The organism is Mycobacterium sp. SMC-18 (assembly GCF_045310895.1).
Lineage (GTDB): Bacteria > Actinomycetota > Actinomycetes > Mycobacteriales > Mycobacteriaceae > Mycobacterium.
On sequence record NZ_JBJIAL010000024.1, the window covers coordinates 41,441 to 61,936 of the forward strand.

Here is a 20,496-nt window from a genome sequence, read left to right on the forward strand (position 1 = left end):
CAACCGAGACCCGACCGGAATCTCGGCGCGAGCTGATCGCAGCCTGGGTTCCGTAGCGTCGGCGCTCGTGCGCAAACTGTTCACGGCGACCGCGCTGGCCCTCGGCACACTACTGGTGACGCCGATCGCCACACCGTCCGCGACGGCCGAACCCACCGGGCAACCCACGGGCGCACAGGCATTCGCCAACGGCCCGGCCAAAGCCTGGCTGGTCGCCGACCTCGATACCGGCCAGGTGCTGGCGTCGCAGGATCCGGGCGGCTCGTACGCGCCGGCCAGCACCATCAAGCCGCTGTTGGCCATGGTCGTCCTGGACAACCTGCGCCCGGACGCGCTGGGACGGGCCAACGAGTCGCACACCAAGGTCGAGTGCTCGTGCGTCGGGCTCAAACCCGGCCAGGTGTACTCGGTCCGCCAGCTCCTCGATGCCCTGCTCATGGTGTCGGGCAACGACGCCGCGAACATGCTGGCCGACATGCTCGGCGGCCAGCGCGTCACGGTGGCGGCCATGAATCGCAAGGCCGCGGCGCTCGGCGCCCGCAGCACCCGCGCCGGCTCACCGTCCGGACTCGACGGTCCCGGCTGGGAATCGCTGACCACGCCGCGCGACCTCGGGGTGATCTACCGGGCGGCGCTGACCTACCCGGTGATCGCCGAGATTTTCCGGCAGACGTCGGCGCAGTTTCCCGGCAAGACCCTGACCAGTCAGAACGAGCTGTTGACGGGGTACCCCGGCGATTTCGCCGGCAAGACGGGCTACACGGACCGGGCCCGCAAGACGTACGTCGGCGCCGCGCAGCGCGGGAACCACCGGTTGGTCGTGGTGCAGATGTACGGCACCGGCAATCTCTACCCGCAGGCGAGACAGTTGTTCGACTGGGGCTTCAGCCACTACACCTGAGTCAGTAGACCCGGCCGCGCAAGATCACCAGGTCGGGATGGTCGAGGACGCCCGGGAGTCGCGGATAGTCGGCGTAGCAGACGAGATCGGCCGAGGCGCCGTGCTCCAAGCCGGTGCGCTGCAACCACTTTCGTGCGTTCCAGCTTGCCGCGCCCAACGCGTCCGTCGGGCTCAGGCCCACCCGGCCCAGGGCGGCGACCTCGTCGGCGATGCGGCCGTGGGCGATCATCCCGCCGGCGCCGGTGCCCGCGTAGATGGGTACGCCGGCCTCGTGCGCGGCGCCGACGCGCTGCGGGCACGTCGCGTAGAGATCGCGCATGTGTTTGGCGTATGCCGGGAATTTGGTCGCCTTCTCCGCGATCCCGGGGAAGTTCTCGATGTTGATCAGGGTCGGCACCAGCGCCGTGCCGTGGGCCAGCATCAGCTCGATGATGTCGTCGGTGATCCCGGTGCCGTGCTCGATGCAGTCGATACCGGCGTTGATCAGCCCCGGCAACGCTTCCTCACCGAACACATGCGCCGTGACGCGCGCACCGTTGGCGTGGGCGGCGTCGATGGCTTCTTTGAGGATGTCGTCGGACCACAGCGGCGCCAGGTCGCCCACTCCCCGATCGATCCAGTCGCCGACCAGCTTCACCCAGCCGTCACCGCGCCGGGCCTGCTCGGCGACGTACTGCGGCAGCTGCGATTCGTCCTCGATGTCGATCGGCAACCCGGGCAGGTAGCGCTTGGGCCGGGCCAGATGCCGTCCCGCGCGGATGATCCGCGGCAGGTCGTCGCGGTCGTCGAAGTCGCGGGTGTCGACCGGAGACCCGGCGTCGCGCAGCAGCAGCGCACCGGCCTGGCGCTCGGTCTCGGCCTGGCGCTCGGCCTCGTCGAGTTCGACGGGGCCACCCGGACCGATGCCGACGTGGCAGTGCGCGTCGACCAGCCCGGGGATGATCCAGCCACCGTCGAAGATGGTGTCGGCGTTCGCGATCGGCTCGGCCGAGAGCACGCCCTGATGTATCCACCACTGCACCTCGTCGCCGTCGGGCAGTCCCCGACCGCGAATGTGCAGCGCCCGCACGGCGGCTACTTCTTCGGGAACTTCAGCTGTGACAGGTCGAAGTCGGCGAGGCCCGGCGGCAACTCGTTGAGCCCCTGCGGCATGTTCGACAGGTCCGGGAAACCGCCCGGCAGCGCGCTCGGGTCCAGACCGAACGGGTTGGCGGCCGCCTTCGGCGCCGTCGGGCCGCGTCCGCCCTTGCGGCCCTTGCCGGCCTGCTTGTTCTTGCCCTTGGCGGCCTTGCGAGAGCTCTTGCGGCCGAACGGCATTCCCATTTGGCCGGCCATCTGCGACATCATCTTGCGGGCCTCGAAGAAGCGGTCGACCAGCTGATTGACCTCGGCCACCGTGACACCGGATCCATTGGCGATGCGCAGGCGCCGGGAGGCGTTGATGATCTTCGGGTCGGACCGCTCGGCGGGGGTCATGCCGCGGATGATGGCCTGGATGCGGTCCAGGTGGCTGTCGTCGACGGCCGCCAGGGCGTCCTTCATCTGACCGGCACCGGGCAGCATGCCCAGCAGGTTCCCGATGGGACCCATCTTGCGGATCATCAGCATCTGCTCGAGGAAGTCCTCGAGCGTCAGTTCACCGGAGCCGATCTTGGCGGCGGCCTCTTCGGCCTTCTTCTGGTCGAAGACCTGCTCGGCCTGCTCGATCAGGGTGAGGACGTCGCCCATGCCCAGGATGCGGGACGCCATGCGGTCCGGGTGGAAGACGTCGAAGTCCTCGAGCTTCTCGCCGGCCGACGCGAACAGGATCGGCGCGCCGGTGACCTCGCGCACGGACAGCGCGGCACCACCACGGGCGTCGCCGTCGAGCTTGGTCAGCACGACACCGGTGAAGCCCACGCCTTCGCGGAAGGCGTTGGCGGTGGTGACGGCGTCCTGACCGATCATCGCGTCGAGGACGAACAGCGTCTCGTCAGGCTTGACGGCGTCGCGGATCGCGGCGGCCTGGGCCATCAGTTCCTCGTCGATACCGAGGCGGCCGGCGGTGTCGACGATCACGACGTCGAAGTGCTTGGCCCTGGCCTCGGCCAGACCCGCGGCGGCGACCGACACCGGGTCGCCGGTGGTCATCTGGTCGATGGTCACGCCGTCGGGCGAGACTCCCGGGTGCGGTGCGAAGACGCTGACGCCAGCCCGCTCACCGACGATCTGCAGCTGGTTGACGGCGCCGGGGCGCTGCAGGTCACACGCGACCAGCAGCGGCGTATGTCCTTGATCCTTGAGCCATTTCGACAGCTTGCCGGCGAGGGTCGTCTTACCGGAACCCTGCAGACCGGCCAGCATGATGACCGTCGGCGGGGTCTTGGCGAACGCCAGCTGGCGCGTCTCACCACCGAGGATGCCGATGAGCTCCTCGTTGACGATCTTGACGGCCTGCTGCGCCGGGTTCAGCGCACCGGAAACCTCGGCGCCCTTGGCGCGTTCCTTGATCCGGCCGATGAACTCGCGCGTGACCGGCAACGACACGTCGGCCTCGAGCAGGGCCAGGCGGATTTCGCGGGCGGTGGCGTCGATATCGGCGTCGGTCAGCCGGCCCTTGCCGCGCAGACCCGACAGCGCACCGGTCAACCGGTCGGACAGGGATTCAAACACGGGGTTAAGCCTAACTGCAGCGCCCGTCGCCGGTACTTCGGCACCACCGTCCCCTTGACACGGCGATACCCGGGCGCGCAGTATTTCATCACATGATGAATTCATTGTTTGATGAATTAATGAGGAGCCTGAAATGACCACCATGAACAGCGCGGACATCGTCGTTGTCGGTGCCGGCCCGACCGGTCTGGCGTTGGCGTGCGAACTGGCGATGCGCGGCGTCGCGGTTCAGTTGCTCGAACGACGCCGTGACATCCCGAACATCACCCGGGCCTTCGGCGTGCATGCGCGGACGCTGGAACTGCTGGACGCCCGCGGCCTGGCCGACGAACTCGTGCAGCGCGGGCTCCCCGTCCAGAGCGTGAGTCCCGTCCCGGGCGCCGCGATCAACCTGCGGGAATTGCCCACCCGCTACCCCATGGTGCTGATGGCACCGCAGAGCCTGACCGAACGGGTGCTGACCGCGCGCGCCATCGAACTCGGCGTCGAAATCCGTTACGGCGCCGAAGTCGCCGGTCTGACGCAGGACGACGACGGCGTCACCGTGCGCCTCGCCGATCACAGCACGGTGCGTGCCGGCTACCTCGTGGGCTGCGACGGTGCCCACAGCGCGGTGCGCACGATGCTGGGCATCGGGTTCGCCGGCAAGCAGTACCAGACCCACATCCTGCTGGCAGACGTTCAGCTGACGAACCCGCCGGCCGGCGGGCTGGCCGCCGCGAACAGCCCCGACGGCGTCGTGCTGCTGGTCCCGTTCGGCGACGGCTGGTTCCGCGCCATCGCGTGGGACCGCACCCGGGAAGACGTGCCGCTCGGCGAACCGGTACCGCTTTCCGAGATCACGGGCTCACTGCGCCGCATCGCGAAAACGGACTTCGGCGTCAGCGAGATGCGCTGGAGCACCCGGTTCCTGTCCGAGCGACGCCAGGCCGACCGCTACCGCGTCGGCCGCTGCTTCATCGCCGGCGATGCGGCGCACGTCCACTCGCCGCTGGGCGCACAGGGCATGAACACCGGCATCCAGGATGCGATGAACCTGGGCTGGAAGCTGGCGTCGGCCGTCAAGGGCACCGCGCCGGCGTGGCTCCTGGACAGTTACCAGAGTGAACGCCATGCCGTCGGCGCCAACGTGCTCAAACTGACCGATGCGTTCAATCAGCTGGTCCTGGGCCGCAGCCTGCCGCGGCGAGTCCTGCGGCGCATCGCGATCACCGCGCTCCTGAGCACCGGGCCCACCAGGCGTGCCATGGGCGGCCGCCTCAGCGGAATCGCCATCAGTTATCCCCGCAAGCGCGACGATCACCGTTTGGTCGGGCGCCGCATGCCGGACATCGCGTGCGCGGACACCCGGGTCTACGAACTACTGCGTGACGGCCGATTCCTACTGCTGACCAAGGGCGGTCTGACGCTCGACCGCACCGACGTCACCTGCGCGGTCACCGGCGATGACCAATTGCCGCCCGCCGTGCTGATCCGGCCCGACGGTTACGTCGCGTGGGCCGGCGAGGCCACCGACGCCCCGGCCGCCGTCCGGAAGTGGTGCGGCAGCGCGGAACTCGCTAACTCACCTCGGCAGTGATCACGGCAGGCTTGACCGGCGCGGGCGCGGGCAACACCGCATACAGATCCTGTTCGAACGCTGCCCGGGCCTCGGTGGCCGTGAAGTCCTCCGGCACCACCAGACCGAACGCGTCGACGACGGTGGCGCCCAGCGTCGTCACCTTGGCCCAGGCCACATCTGCGCCCTTGCGCTCGATGACAGCGGCCAGGCGGGCGAGCAGGCCGGGCCGGTCGGCGCTGCGGATCTGCACGACCAACTCGTCGTCCGACGACCCCTCGAACCACCGCACGCGGGGCGGCGCGACCGTGTGGTAGCCGGGCACCGCCGCCGGGACGTCGCCGGCGCGCCGGGTCGGGGCCGGAGTTTCCTCGTCCCGCTGCTCGAGCGCGGCGATCACGTCGAGATCGCCGTCGAGCGCCAGGATGAACTGCTGACGCAGCAGTTCCGCGGCCGGCGGGGAGCCGAAGTGTGGCGACACCACGAAGGTGTTGATCGCCAGTCCCTCATGGCTGTTGACCGACGCCGAATGCACCCGCAGCGAGTGCAGGGCCAGCACCCCGGCGGCTTTCGACAGCAGACCGCGCCGATCCGGGGCGAGCATCGTGACGTTGAACAGGTGCGCACTGTCCGCCGCGGTGAGTTCGACGTGGACACCGCTCTGGCTGGCCCGCGAAAGCAGTTGCGGATCAATGGGATCGGGGTGCGGCAGGTCCTCCCCCGCCATCATCAGCCGGCATCGCCGGACCAGATCGCCGATCAGGGAGGCCTTCCAGTCACCCCACACGCCGGGACCCGTGGCGAGCGAATCCGCCTCGGCCAGCGCGTGCAGCAATTCCAGCAGCAGTCCATCGCCACCGAGCGCGTCGACCACCGATGCAATGGTGTTGGGGTCCTGCAGATCTCGACGAGTCGCCGTTTCCGGCAACAGCAGGTGGTAGCGCACCATCTTGACCAGCACCTCGATATCGGCCGGCCACAAGCCCAGCCGGATGCCGATCTGGTTGGCCAGTTCGGCACCGATCACACTGTGGTCGCCGCCCCGGCCCTTGCCGATGTCGTGCAGCAGCGCACCCAGCACCAGCAGATCGGGCCGGTCCACGCGGGTGGTGAAAGCGCTTGCCCGGGAGACGGTTTCGATCAGATGCCGGTCGACGGTCCAGATGTGCACGACATCACGTGGCGGCAGGTCGCGGATCGCGCCCCACTCCGGGAACAACCGGCCCCACAGCCCGGTCCGGTCCAGGGCCTCCACGGTGGCGACCGCACCCGGCCCGGCGGCCAGCATCACGAGCAGGTCGTTGAGCGCTTCTTTCGGCCACGGCGCCCGCAATTCGGGCGCCGATTCGGCCAGCCGCGCCAAGGTCGATCCCGCGATGGGCAGTCCGTTGGTGGCTGCCGCGGCGGCCACTCGCAGGATCAGGCCCGGGTCGCGCTGCGGTTTGGCGTCGCGGGCCAGGATGACCTCGCCGCCGAATTCCAGTACGCCCTCGTCCAGCGGTCGCCGGACGGGTCGTTTGAGTGCCGCAAAGCCTCTGCGCGGCAAGGCATTCCCCGCGGTCCGCACGCCGGCGTCCACGTAGAAGCTGATGGTGCGGGCGGCATCGCTGATCATGCGGGCCAGGTCGAAGCGGTCACCGATGCCCAGTGCGGCGCCGACCTCGTCGGCGTACTGGGCCAGCACCATCTCACGGCCCTTGTGCGAGACGCGATGGAGCTCGGTGCGCACGTTGAGCAGTGCGAGATGCGCGTCGCCCAGCGTGCCGATCGGCGACGCCACGGACCGACTCGGGTAGACGTCGGCCAACTGCGCCATGGCCAGTGCGTTGAGCAGCTGCACGTCGCGCAGCCCACCGCGGCCGTTCTTCAGATCCGGTTCGGCGCGGTGCGCGATCTGACCGGAACGTTCCCACCGCGCCGCGGCGTGTTCGATCAATTCGGTGAAGCGGGAGGTGATCCCGGTCCGCCATTGCCTCCGGGCGCCGCCGACCAACAGGGACGACAGATCCGAATCGCCCGCGATGTGCCGGGCGTCGAGCATGGCCAGCCCGGCGGAGACGTCGCCGGCCGCGGTCTTGAGTGCCTGCGGCACCGTCCGGACGCTGTGGTCGAGGTGAATGTTGGCGTCCCACAACGGGTACCAGAGCGCCTCGGCAACCTCGGTGACGGCGGCCTGCGGCAGGTCGTCGTGCAGCAGCATCAAATCCAGGTCCGAGTACGGCAGCATCTCCCGGCGCCCGAGACCACCGGTCGCCACGATGGCGAAGCCACTGGTCTCGGTGATACCGATCTCGGTTGCCTTTGCGGCAAGCCAGAATTCGTACAGATCAACCAGCGCCTCGCGCAACGCCACCGAATCGAGGCGGCGCGCGCCGCCGCCCAGCAACTGCTCGACAGCAGCACTCAGGTCGCTGGCCGGACGGGTTGACCCCGCTGCCGAAGCAGACGACACCGAAGTATCGTCGGCTCCGGCAGCGGAATCTGGTGTCTGCATTGTCATCTGGTGGTCAGCCGACGTCAGATGGCGTCGCTGCCCCGCTCACCCGTACGGACGCGCACCACGGTCTCGACAGAGGTGACCCACACCTTGCCGTCACCGATCTTGCCCGTCCGCGCGGCCTGCACGATGACATCCACGACCTTGTCGACCGATGCGTCGTCGACGATGACCTCGACCCGCACCTTGGGCACGAAGTCCACCGAGTACTCAGCACCGCGGTAGACCTCGGTGTGGCCCTTCTGGCGGCCGTAGCCCTGCACCTCGCTGACGGTCATCCCGAGGATTCCCAATTGCTCCAGACCGGTCTTGACGTCTTCGAGCGTGAACGGCTTGACGATCGCCGTGATCAACTTCATTTGATCAATTCCTTCCAAATAACCGCGGTACTCGTGGATGTCACCGTAAATCCTTCCCGATCACGCGAATTCATAAGCGGTTTCCGCGTGTTCGGCCTCGTCGATACCGTTGGCCTCGTCCTCCTTGTCGAGGCGAAGGCCGATGGTGTACTTGACGATCAAGGCCAAGATAGCGGTAACGATCGCCGAGTAGCCAAGGACCGCGAACGCGCCGACGGCCTGACGCCACAGCTGGTCGAACCCGCCACCGTAGAACAGACCCGCCACAGCGGCCGGAGCCTCCTTGGTGGCCACCAGGCCGACCATCAGGGTGCCGAACAGACCACCGACCAGGTGAACGCCCACGACGTCGAGCGCGTCGTCGAAGCCCAGCTTGAACTTCAGGCCCACCGCGAGAGCACAGACCACACCGGCGCCCGCGCCGATCGCCAGCGCGCCGATGACATTGACCGACGAGCAGGACGGGGTGATGGCCACCAGGCCGGCCACGATGCCCGACGCCGCGCCGAGGGAGGTGGCGTGGCCGTCACGAATCTTTTCCGTCAGCAGCCAGAACAGCATCGCGGCGGCGGTCGCCACGGTGGTGGTGATGAATGTCGAGGCGGCGACACCGTCAGAGGTCAGTGCCGAGCCGGCGTTGAAGCCGTACCAACCGAACCACAGCAGGCCGGCGCCCAGCATGACGAACGGCAGGTTGTGCGGACGCATCGGAGTGGTGGGCCAGCCCGAGCGCTTGCCCAGGATGATGGCCAGCACCAGGCCCGCGGTACCGGAGTTGATGTGCACCGCGGTACCACCGGCGAAGTCGATTGCCTTGAGCTGGTTCGCGATCCAGCCACCGTGCGTGGCCGTGATGCCGTCGAAGGCGAAGACCCAGTGCGCGACCGGGAAGTAGACGAAGGTGGCCCACAGGCCGGCGAACAGCAGCCAGCCGCCGAACTTGAGACGGTCGGCGACCGCGCCCGAGATCAGGGCGACGGTGATGATGGCGAACATCAGCTGGAACGCCACGAACACCAGCTGCGGGATGGTCCCGGCGAGCGGAATCTGCACCGCCGCAGTGGTTCCCGCGGGCAGGTGCGCAACGAGCGAGTTGCCGCCGATGAGTCCCTTGAGTCCCCAGTACTGGGTGGGATCCCCGACGAAGCTCCACTTGTCATTGCCGAACGCCATCGAGTAGCCGTACAGCACCCACAACACCGTGACGACACCCATGGCGCTGATGCTCATCATGATCATGTTGAGCACGCCCTTACGGCGCACCATGCCGCCGTAGAAGAACGCCAGACCCGGTGTCATCAACAGCACGAGCGCTGAACTCACCAGCATCCATGCGGTATCACCGGTGTCCGGCGTGCCCAAGATAGGGAATCCATCCACTGGCCGCTTCCTCCTTAACCCATGTCACAGGCAGACGCCGATGACCTAGGCCAGAACTTTGCGCATCGGTTGTTTCGCCGACGGCGCGCGGGCGTTTCACGTATGTGAACGGATCGACCAGTTACGTTTCGGCGCGGTTAATGCCCTCTTCGCAGGCCCTGGCCTGCTCTGTGAGTTCCTGGCCGGCGGACACAAAACTGCCCTATTCCGGGTGGAATAGGGCAGTTTTGCGTTCCCGAAGCGAATGGCGGCGACTAGCCCAGGAGCGCGTCGACGAAGGCGGCGGGCTCGAACGGCGCCAGGTCGTCCGGACCCTCACCGAGGCCGACGAGCTTGACCGGTACGCCGAGCTCCTGCTGTACCCGGAACACGATGCCGCCCTTGGCGGTGCCGTCGAGTTTGGTCAGCACCACGCCGGTGATGTCGACCACCTCGGCGAAGACCCGGGCCTGCGGCAGGCTGTTCTGGCCGATGGTCGCGTCCAGCACGAGCAGCACCTCGTCGACCTTGGCGCGCTTCTCGACGACGCGCTTGACCTTGCCCAGTTCGTCCATCAGACCGGTCTTGGTGTGCAGCCGGCCCGCCGTGTCCACCACGACGACGTCAGCGCCCGCTGCGATGCCCTTGTCGACGGCGTCGAAGGCAACCGAGGCCGGATCCGCGCCCTCGGGGCCACGCACGATGTCGGCGCCGACGCGGGCACCCCAGCTCTGCAGCTGGTCGGCCGCCGCGGCACGGAAGGTGTCCGCCGCGCCGAGCACGACGCGACGCCCGTCCGCGACCAGCACGCGGGCCAGCTTGCCGACCGTGGTGGTCTTGCCGGCGCCGTTGACACCGACGACGAGCAACACCGACGGCTTGTCGGCGTGCGGCAGCGCCTTGATGGACCGGTCCAGATCGGTCCGCAGTTCCTTGATCAGCACCTCGCGCAGCACGGCGCGGGCGTCGGCCTCGGTGCGCACGTTGGCCTCTGCCATGCGGCTGCGCAGCGCGGTGACGACCGATTCGGTGGCGACCGGGCCCAGATCGGCGATGAGGAGGGTGTCTTCGATGGTCTCCCACGAGTCCTCGTCGAGGTCGCCACCGCCCAGCAGGCCCAGCATGCTGCGCCCCAGCGTGGTCTGCGACTTGGCCAGGCGGCCACGCAGGCGCTCCAGCCGGCCGGCGGTCGGTGCGATCTCATCGCGCGGCGCAACCTCGGGTGCGGGCTCGGGCTCGGGAGCTGCCTCGGGTTCCGGCGCTGCCTCGGGTTCGGGCGCGGCGGTCGGCTCGGGCTCGGCCACCACTTCCGGCTCAGCGACCGCTTCCGGTGCCTCGGCGACCACTTCCGGCTCGGTCACGACCTCCGGCTCGGGCAGCTGGACGTCGGCGATGGTGCGCTTGCGCGAGTCTCGCGGAATCTCGGCGTCGTCGCCGACGGTCGGCAGCTTCTCCGCGGTGTCCGAACTACTGAACGTGATGCCTGATGACGCCGTGTAGCCGCCAGACCGGTCCAGCTTCGGCGTCTCCTCCGGCGCGGACAGCGAAATCCTGCTGCGCCGGTAGCGGACGAATCCGACCACCAGAGCGGTGACAACGAGAACAGCAACGATCGCTATCGCGATCCAGAGACCTTCCGACACCGTGCCATTCTGTCAGCCGCACCAAGTTCTGCCGCGGGTGGCAGACGTCCTCCCGGCCGGTGCAGATCGGCACAACGATCGTCTCGGGCGGCGACGCCAATCGATCTGGGTGCTCACCGTGGTGGTGGGATGTCGTTTTCAGCGGGTTGGCGTTGCTCGGTGGGTACCGGTGCCGCCGCGGCTTGGGCGGCTTCTGCGGCTTCGCGTTCTTGGCGTTCTTTACGCCGGCGGGCGAAGGCTTCTTGGGCAGCTTCGCGCTCGTCGATGTCGGCTTGGTTGAGGGCACGTTCGTAGGCGATCTGCTGAGCCTGGTTCTGGGCGCGGGTGCGGCGCCGGATGGGCATCATCACACCCCGGCCGGGGGCCGGTGGGGTGTCCAGATCGGTGTCCTGTGGTGGTGGGTTCGGCAGTGGGGTGTCGGTGACCGTGCGGGGAAACAGGATTCGGCTTTCGGGCACGCTGATGTAGGTGTGGCCGGTGGGTGCGGTCCACACAATCGTCCCGTCAGGCTGTTGACGGTCCTGCCACCCGTCCGGGCCGCCGTAGAAGGTTTTGAGTAGGTGGTGTTTGCGGCATTTCGGGCTCAGGTTGCCCGGATGTGTCGGCCCGACCGGCCACGGGATGGTGTGGTCGATATCGGAGGCGGTGGCGGGCTGATCGCAGCCCGGGAACATGCACGTCATGGCCCGCACCCGCACGAACTCATCCATCGCCGCCGACGGCCGATACCGCGGCACCTCATCCAGATCCGCAGCCGAGGCGACGGTGCGCACTTTCGCGCCGCGAGCCACCAGGTCCGCCAGCACCGCCGGGGGCACTACACCGCCGCCGAGGACATAGCCGACGGGTGTGCGCACCGGCGCGGGGGGTTTGGTGGAAGTCGGGATCGGCGGGTGCGCCGCATGGGCTTCAGGGGTGGGCGCCGCGTCGCCGGCCGGTTCGAACCCAGCAGGGATCGGGTTTTCGGCGGGCCGCGAATCGGCCGCCGGTGCAGGCGCGGGCTCGGGCTCAGGTTCAGCTGTGAAGAAATGCTCGGGCTCGGGCTCGGGTGTGAACACCGGCTCAGGTGCAGGCTGGTTTGGCGCCGGAGTCGGGGGCGCGGCCGGGTCCCCACTGAGCAGTGGATCCGCCACCGGCGTCGGCAGCTGATCGGTGAGCACATGAATCACCACCGCCGCCGCCCGCGCATCAGGCCCCGCCGCCGGACAATCCGGATTGCCACACTGGCACACCAACCGATCCCCACGAGCCGCCAACACCCCCAACGCGTCAGCCCGCCGCTGCCCGAACGTCCGCGGATCGTCCTCACACACCTGCCGGGCCATCTCGTCCAGCACCCGATCCAACAGATCGGCATCGGTGGCCAACAGCGCACCCCAGATCGACGCCACCCCGGTCTCATCATCGGGCTTGCCCACCCCGACCCCACGCCGGCGCGCAGCCGAGCGCACCTTGATCACTGCAGCCGGGTCGAACTTCTGCACCCAACCATCGATCTTGCGTTCAATCTTCTTGCGCGACAACCCCGCCCACTCCGACAACGCCCCCGCCAACGCAACATCGATCACCGCCAGCGTATTGGGATCCTCCACCAAACGGGTACGCCAACAGATCGCGCCGACCGTCCGCGCCGACACCCCACCGTCGGCGAACACCGCCGCCACCCGCGGCAACCGGAACCGCAACGCGACCGCAATCGACAACTGCCCCGACGCTTCACGCTTCCCGATACCCAGCGCCGCCCCCACCTCGGCGACCGCAGCATCCCACCCATCACAGGCCCACCACTGCCGGCCATCTTCGTCATCGACACGCAACGCCACCAGATCAGCGATCGCCCGGAACTTCCCGCACTCAGCGACATTCGACACCCGCGCGAAATGCACCACCGCATCGACCACAGAGGCATCGTGAACCAGCACACCGCCGGCCCCGACACCCACATGTTCGAACATGTGTTCGAACATGCCATCAAGGACCGACACGTGCCACAAAAGGGCCACGCCGAACCCCGCCTATGACTGGCTGGAAACCAACTCCTGGCCGCGCATGCGCTGCGAGATCACCTGGGTGATGCCGTCGCCCTGCATGGTGACGCCGTAGAGCGCGTCGGCGACCTCCATGGTCGGCTTCTGGTGGGTGATGACGATCAGCTGCGACTTCTCCCGCAGCTGCTCGAACAGACTGATCAGACGGCGCAGGTTCACGTCGTCCAGCGCGGCCTCGACCTCGTCCATGACGTAGAAGGGTGACGGCCGCGCCCGGAAGATCGCCACCAGCATCGCCACCGCGGTCAGTGACTTCTCACCGCCCGACAGCAGCGACAACCGCTTGACCTTCTTGCCCGGTGGCCGGGCCTCGACCTCGATGCCGGTGGTGAGCATGTCGCTTGGGTTGGTCAGCAGCAGCCGGCCCTCACCGCCGGGGAACAGTGTCGAGAAGACCTGCGTGAATTCCTGCTCCACATCGGCGTAGGCCTCGGTGAACACCCGCAGGATGCGCTCATCGACGTCGGCGATGACGTCCATCAAGTCCTTGCGGGCGCCCTTGACGTCCTCCAGCTGGGTGGACAGGAAGTTGTAGCGCTCCTCGAGCGCGGCGAACTCCTCCAGCGCCAGCGGATTTACCCGACCGAGCTCGGCCAGTTCCTTCTCGGCCTTCTTGGCGCGGCGCTCCTGGGTGGGCCGGTCGAACGCCATCGGCGTGGGCGCGCTGACCTGTTCACCACGTTCCTTGGCCTGCTCGTACTCGGCCATCTCAAGTTCGGTCGGCGGCAGCGGCACGTCCGGTCCGTATTCGGCGACCAGGTCGGCGACGGCCATACCGAACTGCTCCAGCACCTGCTGTTCGAGTTGCTCGATACGAAGGGCCGCTTGCGCTTTGGCGACCTCGTCGCGGTGCAGCGCCTCGGTCAGCGCGCCGGCGCGCGCGCTGAGTTCGGACACCTCTGCCCTGACCCGCGTCAGACCTTCGGAACGCTGAGCCCGCTCGGCGGCCAGTGCATCACGCTTGCGTGCCGCCAGACTCACTGTGGCAGCGAGCTTTTCGGCCACCAGTCGGCCGGAATCGGCGACAGCGGCCGCGACTTTCGCCGCGTTCTCTCGGGCTTCGCGCGCCCGCGCCGCGCGCACTCGCGCCTCACGCTCGGCGGCCGCTGCCCGGCGCAGCGAATCCGCCCGTCCGCGAACGGCATTCGCGCGTTCCTCCGCGGTACGCACTGCCAGCCGGGCTTCCACCTCGACTGCGCGCGCCTCTTCGGCGGCCGCCGTCGTCTCGGACCGGTCGACGAACTCGACGTCGAACATCGGCTCCTGCTGCGCGTTGTGGAACCGGTCTTCCAGCTCCGCCAGCTCGGCCAGCGTGCGGCTGCGGCCGGCGTCCAGTTCGTCGCGCTGCCGGACCAGTTGTTGCCATTCGGCCTCGGCGGTCCGGGCCTCGTGCCCGAGCCGGGCCAGTTGCTCGTAGATCGCCGAGATCGCGGCGTCGGATTCGTGCAGTGCGGCCAGCGCATGTTCGACGGCGTCGCGCCGCGCCTTCTGTTCGGCGAGGGCACCGGACAGCGCGGCGCCGTATTCGCTGGTCTGGCGTTCGGCCTCGACCAACGCGGCGCGCGCCTTGTCGATCTCCGCGGTGATCTCGAGGGCGCTCGGCTTGCGGTCGGAGCCGCCATTGACCCACCCGGCACCGACCAGGTCGCCGTCGGCCGTGACGGCCTGCAGGTCCGGTCGCGCCGCGACCAGCTCCAGCGCAGCAGGTAGATCCGCGACGACCGCGACCCGCGCCAGCATGGCGTGCATCGCACCCGAGAGCCGAGCCGGTACTTCGACCAGATCCAGCGCCCACTGGGCGCCGGACGGCAAATCCCCACGCGGCGAAGCGTTTTCGACGGGCCAGTCACCGAGCACGATGGCCGCACGGCCACCGTCACCCTTCTTGAGCGCGTCGACCGCGGCGCGTGCGGCATCGAAACTTTCGGCCGCGAGCGCGTCGGCGGCGGCGCCCAGCACCGCGGCGATGGCCGCCTCGTGCCCCGACTGCACCCGCACCAATTCGGCCACCGAGCCGAAAAGTCCTGCGCCGTCATGGTTTTCCTGCAACCACGCCGATCCGTCTTTGAGGTCGAGGGTCACCGACAGGGCGTCGATACGCGCGCGCAGCGAGGCCACCTGCTTCTCCGCGGCGCGCTCGGCGGCCTGCAATTCGTCGACGCGTTCGTCGGCCTGCAGCATGGCGTTGATGGTGCGATCGTGATGCTCATCGAGCCCGTACTCGCCGGCATCGAGCTCACCGACCTTGCTCTGCACGAGTTCGAACTCGGCTTTCGCCTGCTCGACGCGGGCGGCCGCCTCCTCGATGCTGCCGGTCAGCCGCACCGCGGCTTCGTCGATCGATTCGATGCGGGTGCGCATGGTGTCGACCTGCCCGGACAACCGGGCGAGCCCTTCGCGCCGGTCCGCCTCGGCCCGGGCCGCCGCCATCTGGGCACGTTCGGCATCGGCCGCGGCGCGTTCGCATTCGGCCAGCGCACCGCGCGCCGCCTCCAGCCGGGTCCTGGATTCGGCGAGTTCGGCGAGCAGTTGTTCCTCGTGCTCGGCGACGGCGTCGGCCTCGGCGTCCAGGGCGTCCGGGTCCGGCCCAGTCGACACCTCTGGATCAGAGTCCAGCAGGTTCGTGCGTTCGGTGGCGATACGCACCGTGGCGCTGACCCGCTCGGCGAGCGCGGACAGCCGGAACCAGGTCTGCTGCGCCGCCTCCGCGCGGCCGGACAGGCCCGCTACCGCCGCTTCGTGTCCCGCCAGTTCGGCCGACGCGGCTTCGAGACGCTCGGTCACCTCGCCGTGCTCACGCCGCAGTGCGGTCTCGGTCTGGTTGGTGTCGTCGAACTCGGCCTGGCGGGTCACCAGATCGTCGGCGGCCAGGCGCAGCCGCGCGTCACGCAGATCGGCCTGGATGGTCTGCGCGCGCCGCGCCATCTCGGCCTGCCGGCCCAACGGCTTGAGCTGACGGCGCAGTTCGGTGGTCAAGTCGGTCAGGCGGGCCAGGTTGGCCTGCATGGCGTCGAGCTTGCGGACCGCCTTCTCCTTGCGCCGACGGTGCTTGAGCACACCGGCGGCCTCCTCGATGAAGGCACGACGGTCCTCGGGACGCGATTCCAGGATTTCCGAGAGCTTTCCCTGACCGACGATGACGTGCATCTCGCGGCCGATACCGGAGTCGGAAAGCAGTTCCTGCACATCCATGAGCCGGCAACTGCTGCCGTTGATCTCGTACTCGCTCGCGCCGTCGCGGAATACACGCCGCGTGATCGAAACCTCGGAGTACTCGATCGGCAGGGCGTTGTCCGAGTTGTCGATGGTCAGGGTCACCTCGGCCCGGCCCAGCGGGGCCCGCGACGACGTGCCGGCAAAGATGACGTCTTCCATCTTGCCGCCGCGCAGGGTCTTGGCGCCCTGCTCACCCATCACCCAGGTCAGGGCGTCGACGACGTTCGATTTGCCCGAACCGTTCGGCCCCACCACGCAGGTGATGCCGGGTTCGAAGCGAAGAGTCGTCGGCGACGCGAAGGACTTGAAGCCCTTCAGCGTCAGACTCTTCAGATGCATGGGGTGAAACCCTACCGTCGCGCCGGTTAAATGCCGGGGACCCCTGGGCTTCTAACGCTCAGAAAATCCCTCGATCGGGTCGCCCGCAGCGGCCCAGTCGTCGACCACCGTCGTCACCGTGCCAGGGGTGGTACCGCTGCGCAGGAGTGCCAGCAGCCGCTCGCAATCGGCACGCGGCCCCTGCGCGACGACGTGCACCCGGCCGTCCGGCTTGTTGCTGGCGTAGCCCGTGAGGCCCAACTCCAGCGCGCGGGCCCGGGTCCACCACCGGAACCCGACGCCCTGCACCTGGCCGTGCACCCAGGCCGACAGCCGAACTGCCTCGCTCACTTGTCGGCGAACCCGAAGGTGACCTCGGTGCCCGCCTTGAGCGTGCGGCCCACCGTGCAGACCTTGTCGATGGCTCGTTCGACGACGATCTTGAGCCGCTTGATCTCGTCCTCGGACAGGCTCGAGAGGTCCAACTCCATGGACTCCTCCAGCAGCGGGTAGACCTCGTTCTCGCGGTCCGGCGGGCCCGACACCCGGATGGTGGTCTGGTAGTCGTCGCCGAGCCGGGCGCGCAACGGCGCGTCACTGCTCATACCGCTGCACGCCGCCAACGCGATCTTGAGCAATTCCCCCGGGGTGAAGACGCCCTCGACGTCCTCGGACCCGACGAGGACCTCGGCTCCTCGCGAGCTGTGCCCGGTATAGCGGCGCACCCCGGTCCGTTCGACCCACAGTTCCGTCATGGCTCATTTGTACCGTGCCGACGCCATTGTTCCTGCGGGGAACCTCGTTGAGGCCCAGGTAATGTCAGGGTCCACACAACTCTCGGGGGGAGAGATCACATGACGTACCCACCGCAGGGCCCATATCCAGGCCCGTCCGGGTACCCGCAGCAGGGTCCGTACGGTGTCGGCCAGCCGGTTGCTCCTGGCTATCCCGCCTATGGCCCGCCTGGATACGGTCCGATGCCCGGCCAGCCGATGCCCTACGGCCATCCCGGTGCCACACCGCCGAACTCCGGCGGTCCGGGCAAGTGGCTTCTGATCGTCGGCGCGGTGGTGCTGGCTCTGGTCCTCGGCGGCGTGGGCGTCTACGCGCTGACCAGTTCCTCCGACGACGACCAGTCCACGTCCGCGAGCAGTCAGTCCGGCAAGCGCAAGGGTGCGGCGGGCAGCACAGGTTCGACGGACGAGGCCACAGCGCCGGGAGCGTCCGCTGGTGGCGGTTCCGACGAAGACGAGATTCGCCAGTTCCTGGCCTCGTTCGGTGGCGGCGACATGGCGTCGATCTCGTGCGCCGGCGACCGCAAGTTCTTCGGCCAGGCGGGCGGCGGCGCCTTCGGGAGTATGCCGATGCCGAAGGTCTCGGGCGACCCGGAGAGCATGAAGACCCTCGACATCACCGTCACCGGCGACCGGGCCACGGTCCAGGCGCCGGGCTCCTCTCAGGTAGCCATCTACCTGCGCAAAGAAGGCGGCGAGTGGAAGTTCTGCTCCACCGACAATCCCGTGTTCAAGAATCTGCCCGGCACCCGCTGATCGGGCGACGCGGCTTGTCGCCGCTCCCGTCCGATGTCGACGGGCCTCTCTGCCGTATCCGGCGTTCACAAGGAGCGACCAGACATGACCTATCCGCCGTTCGGGCCGCAGTCGGGCGGCCAGCCGTGGCAGCCACCGCAGCAGCCGGCACCCGGGTATCCGCCGGCCGGCTACGGGCAGGCGCCCGGGTATGGGCAGGCCCCCGGCTACGGACAACCGGCCGGGTACGGACCGGCACCCGGCTATCCGATGGGGCCCGGATACGGCCAGGCGCCGGGCTTTCCGCCGGGACCCGGCCATCCCGGCGCGCCCACCCCGAACAACAACAAGAAGCTGCTGTTCGGCGGGCTGGCCCTGCTCGCGGTCATCGGCATCGTGATCGGCGTGGTGCTGTGGACCTCGGGCTCCGGCGGCGGGCTCAGCGCGCTGGGCGGTAACTCCGACGAGGACCAGATTCGCAGCCTGCTGAGCGATCCGACGGCGTTGAAGGACCACCGGTGCGACGCCGACAACAAATTCTTCAGCAAGTTCCCCGGCCTCTCCGACGGCAAGAAGGCGCCCGTCGGACCGAAGGTGAAGGTCACCGTCAACAGTGTCGACGTGACAGGCGAGCGTGCCACCGTGAACGTCACCACGCGCGCGGAAAGCGGACGTGAGGCAACCACCACGATCTATTTCCGCAAAGAAAGCGGCGAGTGGAAGTACTGCCTGACCGACTCCCCGGAGATGAAGAAACTTCAGCAGCTGCCCGGGATGAGGTAACGCCCGAGGCTGACCCGCGTTTCCGGTGGTAGACGGTCCAGCGGTGTTAACTTGGACGGCAAGCACAGTTCACAGGGAGCGACCAGACATGACCTATCCCCCGCTCGGGCCGCAGCCAGGCGGTCAGCCGTGGCAGCAGCCGCAGCAGCCGGCACCCGGGTTCCCGCCGAGCGGCTACGGCCAGCCGGGATACGGCCCGTCCCAGCCCGCCTATGGACAACCCGCATATGGTCAGCCGGCGTACGGCCAACCGGCCTACGGCCAGCCTGGATACGGACAGCCGCCGGGATATCCGATGGGCCCGGGTTTCCCTGGGGCGCCGCAACCCAAATCGAACGGCCCGAAGTGGGCGCTGATCGGTGGTCTCGCGGCCATCATCGTCGTCGGCATCGTGCTCGCTGTGGTTCTGGTCTCGAATTCCGGAGGTGGGCTGAGCGCGCTGGGCGGCAACTCCGACGAGGACCAGATCCGCAGCCTCATGAGCTCGGGTCCGTCGTCGATCAAGGAACGCTCGTGCGAGAACGACCAGAAGTTCTTCAGCAAGTTCCCCGGCATCGCCGACAGCACGGGCACCAATCCGACGGGCGCCAAGGGCAAGGCGACCGTCGACAGCGTCAACGTGACCGGGGATACCGCCACCGCGGAGGTCACCGCGACGTCGAGCACCGGCCTGGAGCGTTCCGGCACGCTCTACTTCCGCAAGGAAAGCGGCGAGTGGAAAATCTGCTTCACCGATTCACCGCAGTTGAAGCAGCTCCAGAACCTGCCCGGCATGAAGTAACCGACCTGTGACTTACCCGGCCGCTGTTGGCATTTCGGGTAGTGGCGCTGGTGTTACGTTGGACACCAAGCACAGTCCACAGGGAGCGCGTAGACATGACCTATCCCCCGTCCGGCTCTGATCCGGGCGCCCAGCCCTGGCAGCCGCCACAGCAGCCGACCGAGGGATACGGCCAGCCCGCGTATGGTCCACCGGCCTACGGGCAGCCGGCCTACGGCCAACCCACGTACAGCCAACCCGCGTACGGACAGCCGCAGTACGGGCAGCCCGCCTACGGTCAACCGGTCTACGGACCGCCGCCCGGATACCCGATGGGGCCGGGGTTCCCGGGGCAACCGGGGTTCCCGCCGCCCACCCCGCCCAACAACACCCGCAAGTGGGCGCTCGTCGGCGCCGGGATCTTCGCCGTCGTCCTCGTGATCGGCGTCGTCTTCGCGGCGGTGGCCACGCGCTCCGACTCCGGCTCGGATTCGGCGTCCGGCAGTAGCGAGGTCACGATCGGCGGCGGGTCGTCGTCGGACGAGGAGAAGATCCGCGACCTGATGACGTCGCAGATCGAGACCTTCGACGACTTCAAGGCGCACTCCTGCGCGAACGACGTGAAGCTGTACGACAAGGTGCCCTCGATCGCGGGCAAGTTCGGCAAGGGCAGCGACGGCGACGCCGGCCCCGGTTCGACCAAACGCGCGGAGATCACCGACATCGACGTCAACGGAGATCGGGCGACGGTGAACGTCAGCTCGTCCACCGGGGTCACGAACGTCCCGCTGCGCAAAGAAGGCGGCGAGTGGAAGTTCTGCATGACCGATTCGCCGAAGTTCAAGGGCATTCCCGGGCTGAAGTAGCCCGGGA

16 protein-coding genes are annotated in these 20,496 nt (G+C 68.3%); 6 read left to right on the top strand and 10 right to left on the bottom strand.

What is annotated here, in order from left to right:
• Positions 1-67 precede the first annotated feature (67 nt).
• Positions 68-901, top strand: coding sequence for a D-alanyl-D-alanine carboxypeptidase family protein (locus ACJH6J_RS19985; RefSeq protein ID WP_212811894.1), 834 nt, complete (start codon positions 68-70; stop codon positions 899-901).
• A 1-nt stretch (position 902) separates the two neighbouring features.
• On the opposite strand, the gene ACJH6J_RS19990 is transcribed toward ACJH6J_RS19985, so the two are convergent.
• The gene (locus tag ACJH6J_RS19990; RefSeq protein ID WP_406804437.1) at positions 903-1,970 is read right to left on the bottom strand and encodes an amidohydrolase family protein; all 1,068 of its coding nucleotides are present in this window, start codon (positions 1,968-1,970) and stop codon (positions 903-905) included.
• Positions 1,971-1,975: 5 nt separating this feature from the next.
• On the bottom strand, positions 1,976-3,553 hold the full coding sequence (gene ffh / locus ACJH6J_RS19995) for a signal recognition particle protein (RefSeq protein ID WP_212811896.1): 1,578 nt from the start codon (positions 3,551-3,553) through the stop codon (positions 1,976-1,978).
• A 133-nt stretch (positions 3,554-3,686) separates the two neighbouring features.
• Between ffh and ACJH6J_RS20000 the strand changes: the two genes are divergently transcribed.
• Positions 3,687-5,132: an FAD-dependent monooxygenase gene (locus tag ACJH6J_RS20000; protein ID WP_212811897.1), complete on the top strand. Its 1,446-nt coding sequence runs from the start codon at positions 3,687-3,689 to the stop codon at positions 5,130-5,132.
• Here the strand turns inward: ACJH6J_RS20000 and ACJH6J_RS20005 are convergent.
• From ACJH6J_RS20005 to ACJH6J_RS20040, 8 genes are all read right to left on the bottom strand, one after another.
• Positions 5,113-7,605, bottom strand: coding sequence for a [protein-PII] uridylyltransferase (locus ACJH6J_RS20005; protein WP_406774891.1), 2,493 nt, complete (start codon positions 7,603-7,605; stop codon positions 5,113-5,115). The two genes, ACJH6J_RS20000 and ACJH6J_RS20005, sit on opposite strands and share 20 nt — an antisense overlap.
• A gap of 23 nt (positions 7,606-7,628) precedes the next feature.
• Positions 7,629-7,967, bottom strand: a complete 339-nt coding sequence (locus ACJH6J_RS20010) for a P-II family nitrogen regulator (RefSeq protein WP_212811899.1) — start codon at positions 7,965-7,967, stop codon at positions 7,629-7,631.
• 60 nt (positions 7,968-8,027) lie between these two features.
• Positions 8,028-9,347 carry an ammonium transporter gene (locus ACJH6J_RS20015; RefSeq protein WP_212811900.1) on the bottom strand — a complete coding sequence of 440 codons (1,320 nt, stop codon included), beginning with the start codon at positions 9,345-9,347 and terminating at the stop codon, positions 8,028-8,030.
• Positions 9,348-9,601: 254 nt separating this feature from the next.
• Positions 9,602-10,969, bottom strand: a complete 1,368-nt coding sequence (ftsY, locus tag ACJH6J_RS20020; RefSeq protein ID WP_212811901.1) for a signal recognition particle-docking protein FtsY — start codon at positions 10,967-10,969, stop codon at positions 9,602-9,604.
• A gap of 113 nt (positions 10,970-11,082) precedes the next feature.
• On the bottom strand, positions 11,083-12,924 hold the full coding sequence (locus ACJH6J_RS20025) for a DUF222 domain-containing protein (protein ID WP_406804438.1): 1,842 nt from the start codon (positions 12,922-12,924) through the stop codon (positions 11,083-11,085).
• Positions 12,925-12,984: 60 nt separating this feature from the next.
• Complete coding sequence (gene smc / locus ACJH6J_RS20030; protein WP_406804439.1) at positions 12,985-16,572, bottom strand: chromosome segregation protein SMC; 3,588 nt, start codon at positions 16,570-16,572, stop codon at positions 12,985-12,987.
• A 51-nt stretch (positions 16,573-16,623) separates the two neighbouring features.
• The gene (locus ACJH6J_RS20035) at positions 16,624-16,902 is read right to left on the bottom strand and encodes an acylphosphatase (protein ID WP_406775885.1); all 279 of its coding nucleotides are present in this window, start codon (positions 16,900-16,902) and stop codon (positions 16,624-16,626) included.
• On the bottom strand, positions 16,899-17,306 hold the full coding sequence (locus ACJH6J_RS20040; RefSeq protein ID WP_212811905.1) for an OsmC family protein: 408 nt from the start codon (positions 17,304-17,306) through the stop codon (positions 16,899-16,901). Before ACJH6J_RS20040 ends, ACJH6J_RS20035 begins: the two co-directional genes overlap by 4 nt.
• A 99-nt stretch (positions 17,307-17,405) precedes the next feature.
• Here ACJH6J_RS20040 and ACJH6J_RS20045 point away from each other — a divergent pair, with 99 nt between their 5' ends.
• The 4 genes from ACJH6J_RS20045 to ACJH6J_RS20060 all read left to right on the top strand — a co-directional run bounded on the left by ACJH6J_RS20045 (position 17,406) and on the right by ACJH6J_RS20060 (position 20,489).
• Positions 17,406-18,101, top strand: a complete 696-nt coding sequence (locus tag ACJH6J_RS20045) for a hypothetical protein (protein WP_406804440.1) — start codon at positions 17,406-17,408, stop codon at positions 18,099-18,101.
• 84 nt (positions 18,102-18,185) lie between these two features.
• Positions 18,186-18,863, top strand: coding sequence for a hypothetical protein (locus tag ACJH6J_RS20050; RefSeq protein ID WP_406804441.1), 678 nt, complete (start codon positions 18,186-18,188; stop codon positions 18,861-18,863).
• Between the two features lie 88 nt (positions 18,864-18,951).
• On the top strand, positions 18,952-19,644 hold the full coding sequence (locus ACJH6J_RS20055) for a hypothetical protein (RefSeq protein ID WP_406775889.1): 693 nt from the start codon (positions 18,952-18,954) through the stop codon (positions 19,642-19,644).
• A 95-nt stretch (positions 19,645-19,739) separates the two neighbouring features.
• Positions 19,740-20,489: a hypothetical protein gene (locus ACJH6J_RS20060; protein WP_406804442.1), complete on the top strand. Its 750-nt coding sequence runs from the start codon at positions 19,740-19,742 to the stop codon at positions 20,487-20,489.
• The last annotated feature ends 7 nt before the right edge of the window (positions 20,490-20,496 follow it).

Coding starts and splice junctions, on each gene's coding strand:
- ACJH6J_RS20000 (WP_212811897.1), top strand. CDS start 3,687: ATGACCACCATGAACAGCGCGGACATCGTCGTTGTCGGTGCCGGCCCG.
- ACJH6J_RS20005 (WP_406774891.1), bottom strand. CDS start 7,605: ATGCAGACACCAGATTCCGCTGCCGGAGCCGACGATACTTCGGTGTCG.
- ACJH6J_RS20010 (WP_212811899.1), bottom strand. CDS start 7,967: ATGAAGTTGATCACGGCGATCGTCAAGCCGTTCACGCTCGAAGACGTC.
- ACJH6J_RS20025 (WP_406804438.1), bottom strand. CDS start 12,924: ATGTTCGAACATGTGGGTGTCGGGGCCGGCGGTGTGCTGGTTCACGAT.
- smc (WP_406804439.1), bottom strand. CDS start 16,572: ATGCATCTGAAGAGTCTGACGCTGAAGGGCTTCAAGTCCTTCGCGTCG.
- ACJH6J_RS20040 (WP_212811905.1), bottom strand. CDS start 17,306: ATGACGGAACTGTGGGTCGAACGGACCGGGGTGCGCCGCTATACCGGG.
- ACJH6J_RS20045 (WP_406804440.1), top strand. CDS start 17,406: ATGACGTACCCACCGCAGGGCCCATATCCAGGCCCGTCCGGGTACCCG.
- ACJH6J_RS20050 (WP_406804441.1), top strand. CDS start 18,186: ATGACCTATCCGCCGTTCGGGCCGCAGTCGGGCGGCCAGCCGTGGCAG.
- ACJH6J_RS20055 (WP_406775889.1), top strand. CDS start 18,952: ATGACCTATCCCCCGCTCGGGCCGCAGCCAGGCGGTCAGCCGTGGCAG.
- ACJH6J_RS20060 (WP_406804442.1), top strand. CDS start 19,740: ATGACCTATCCCCCGTCCGGCTCTGATCCGGGCGCCCAGCCCTGGCAG.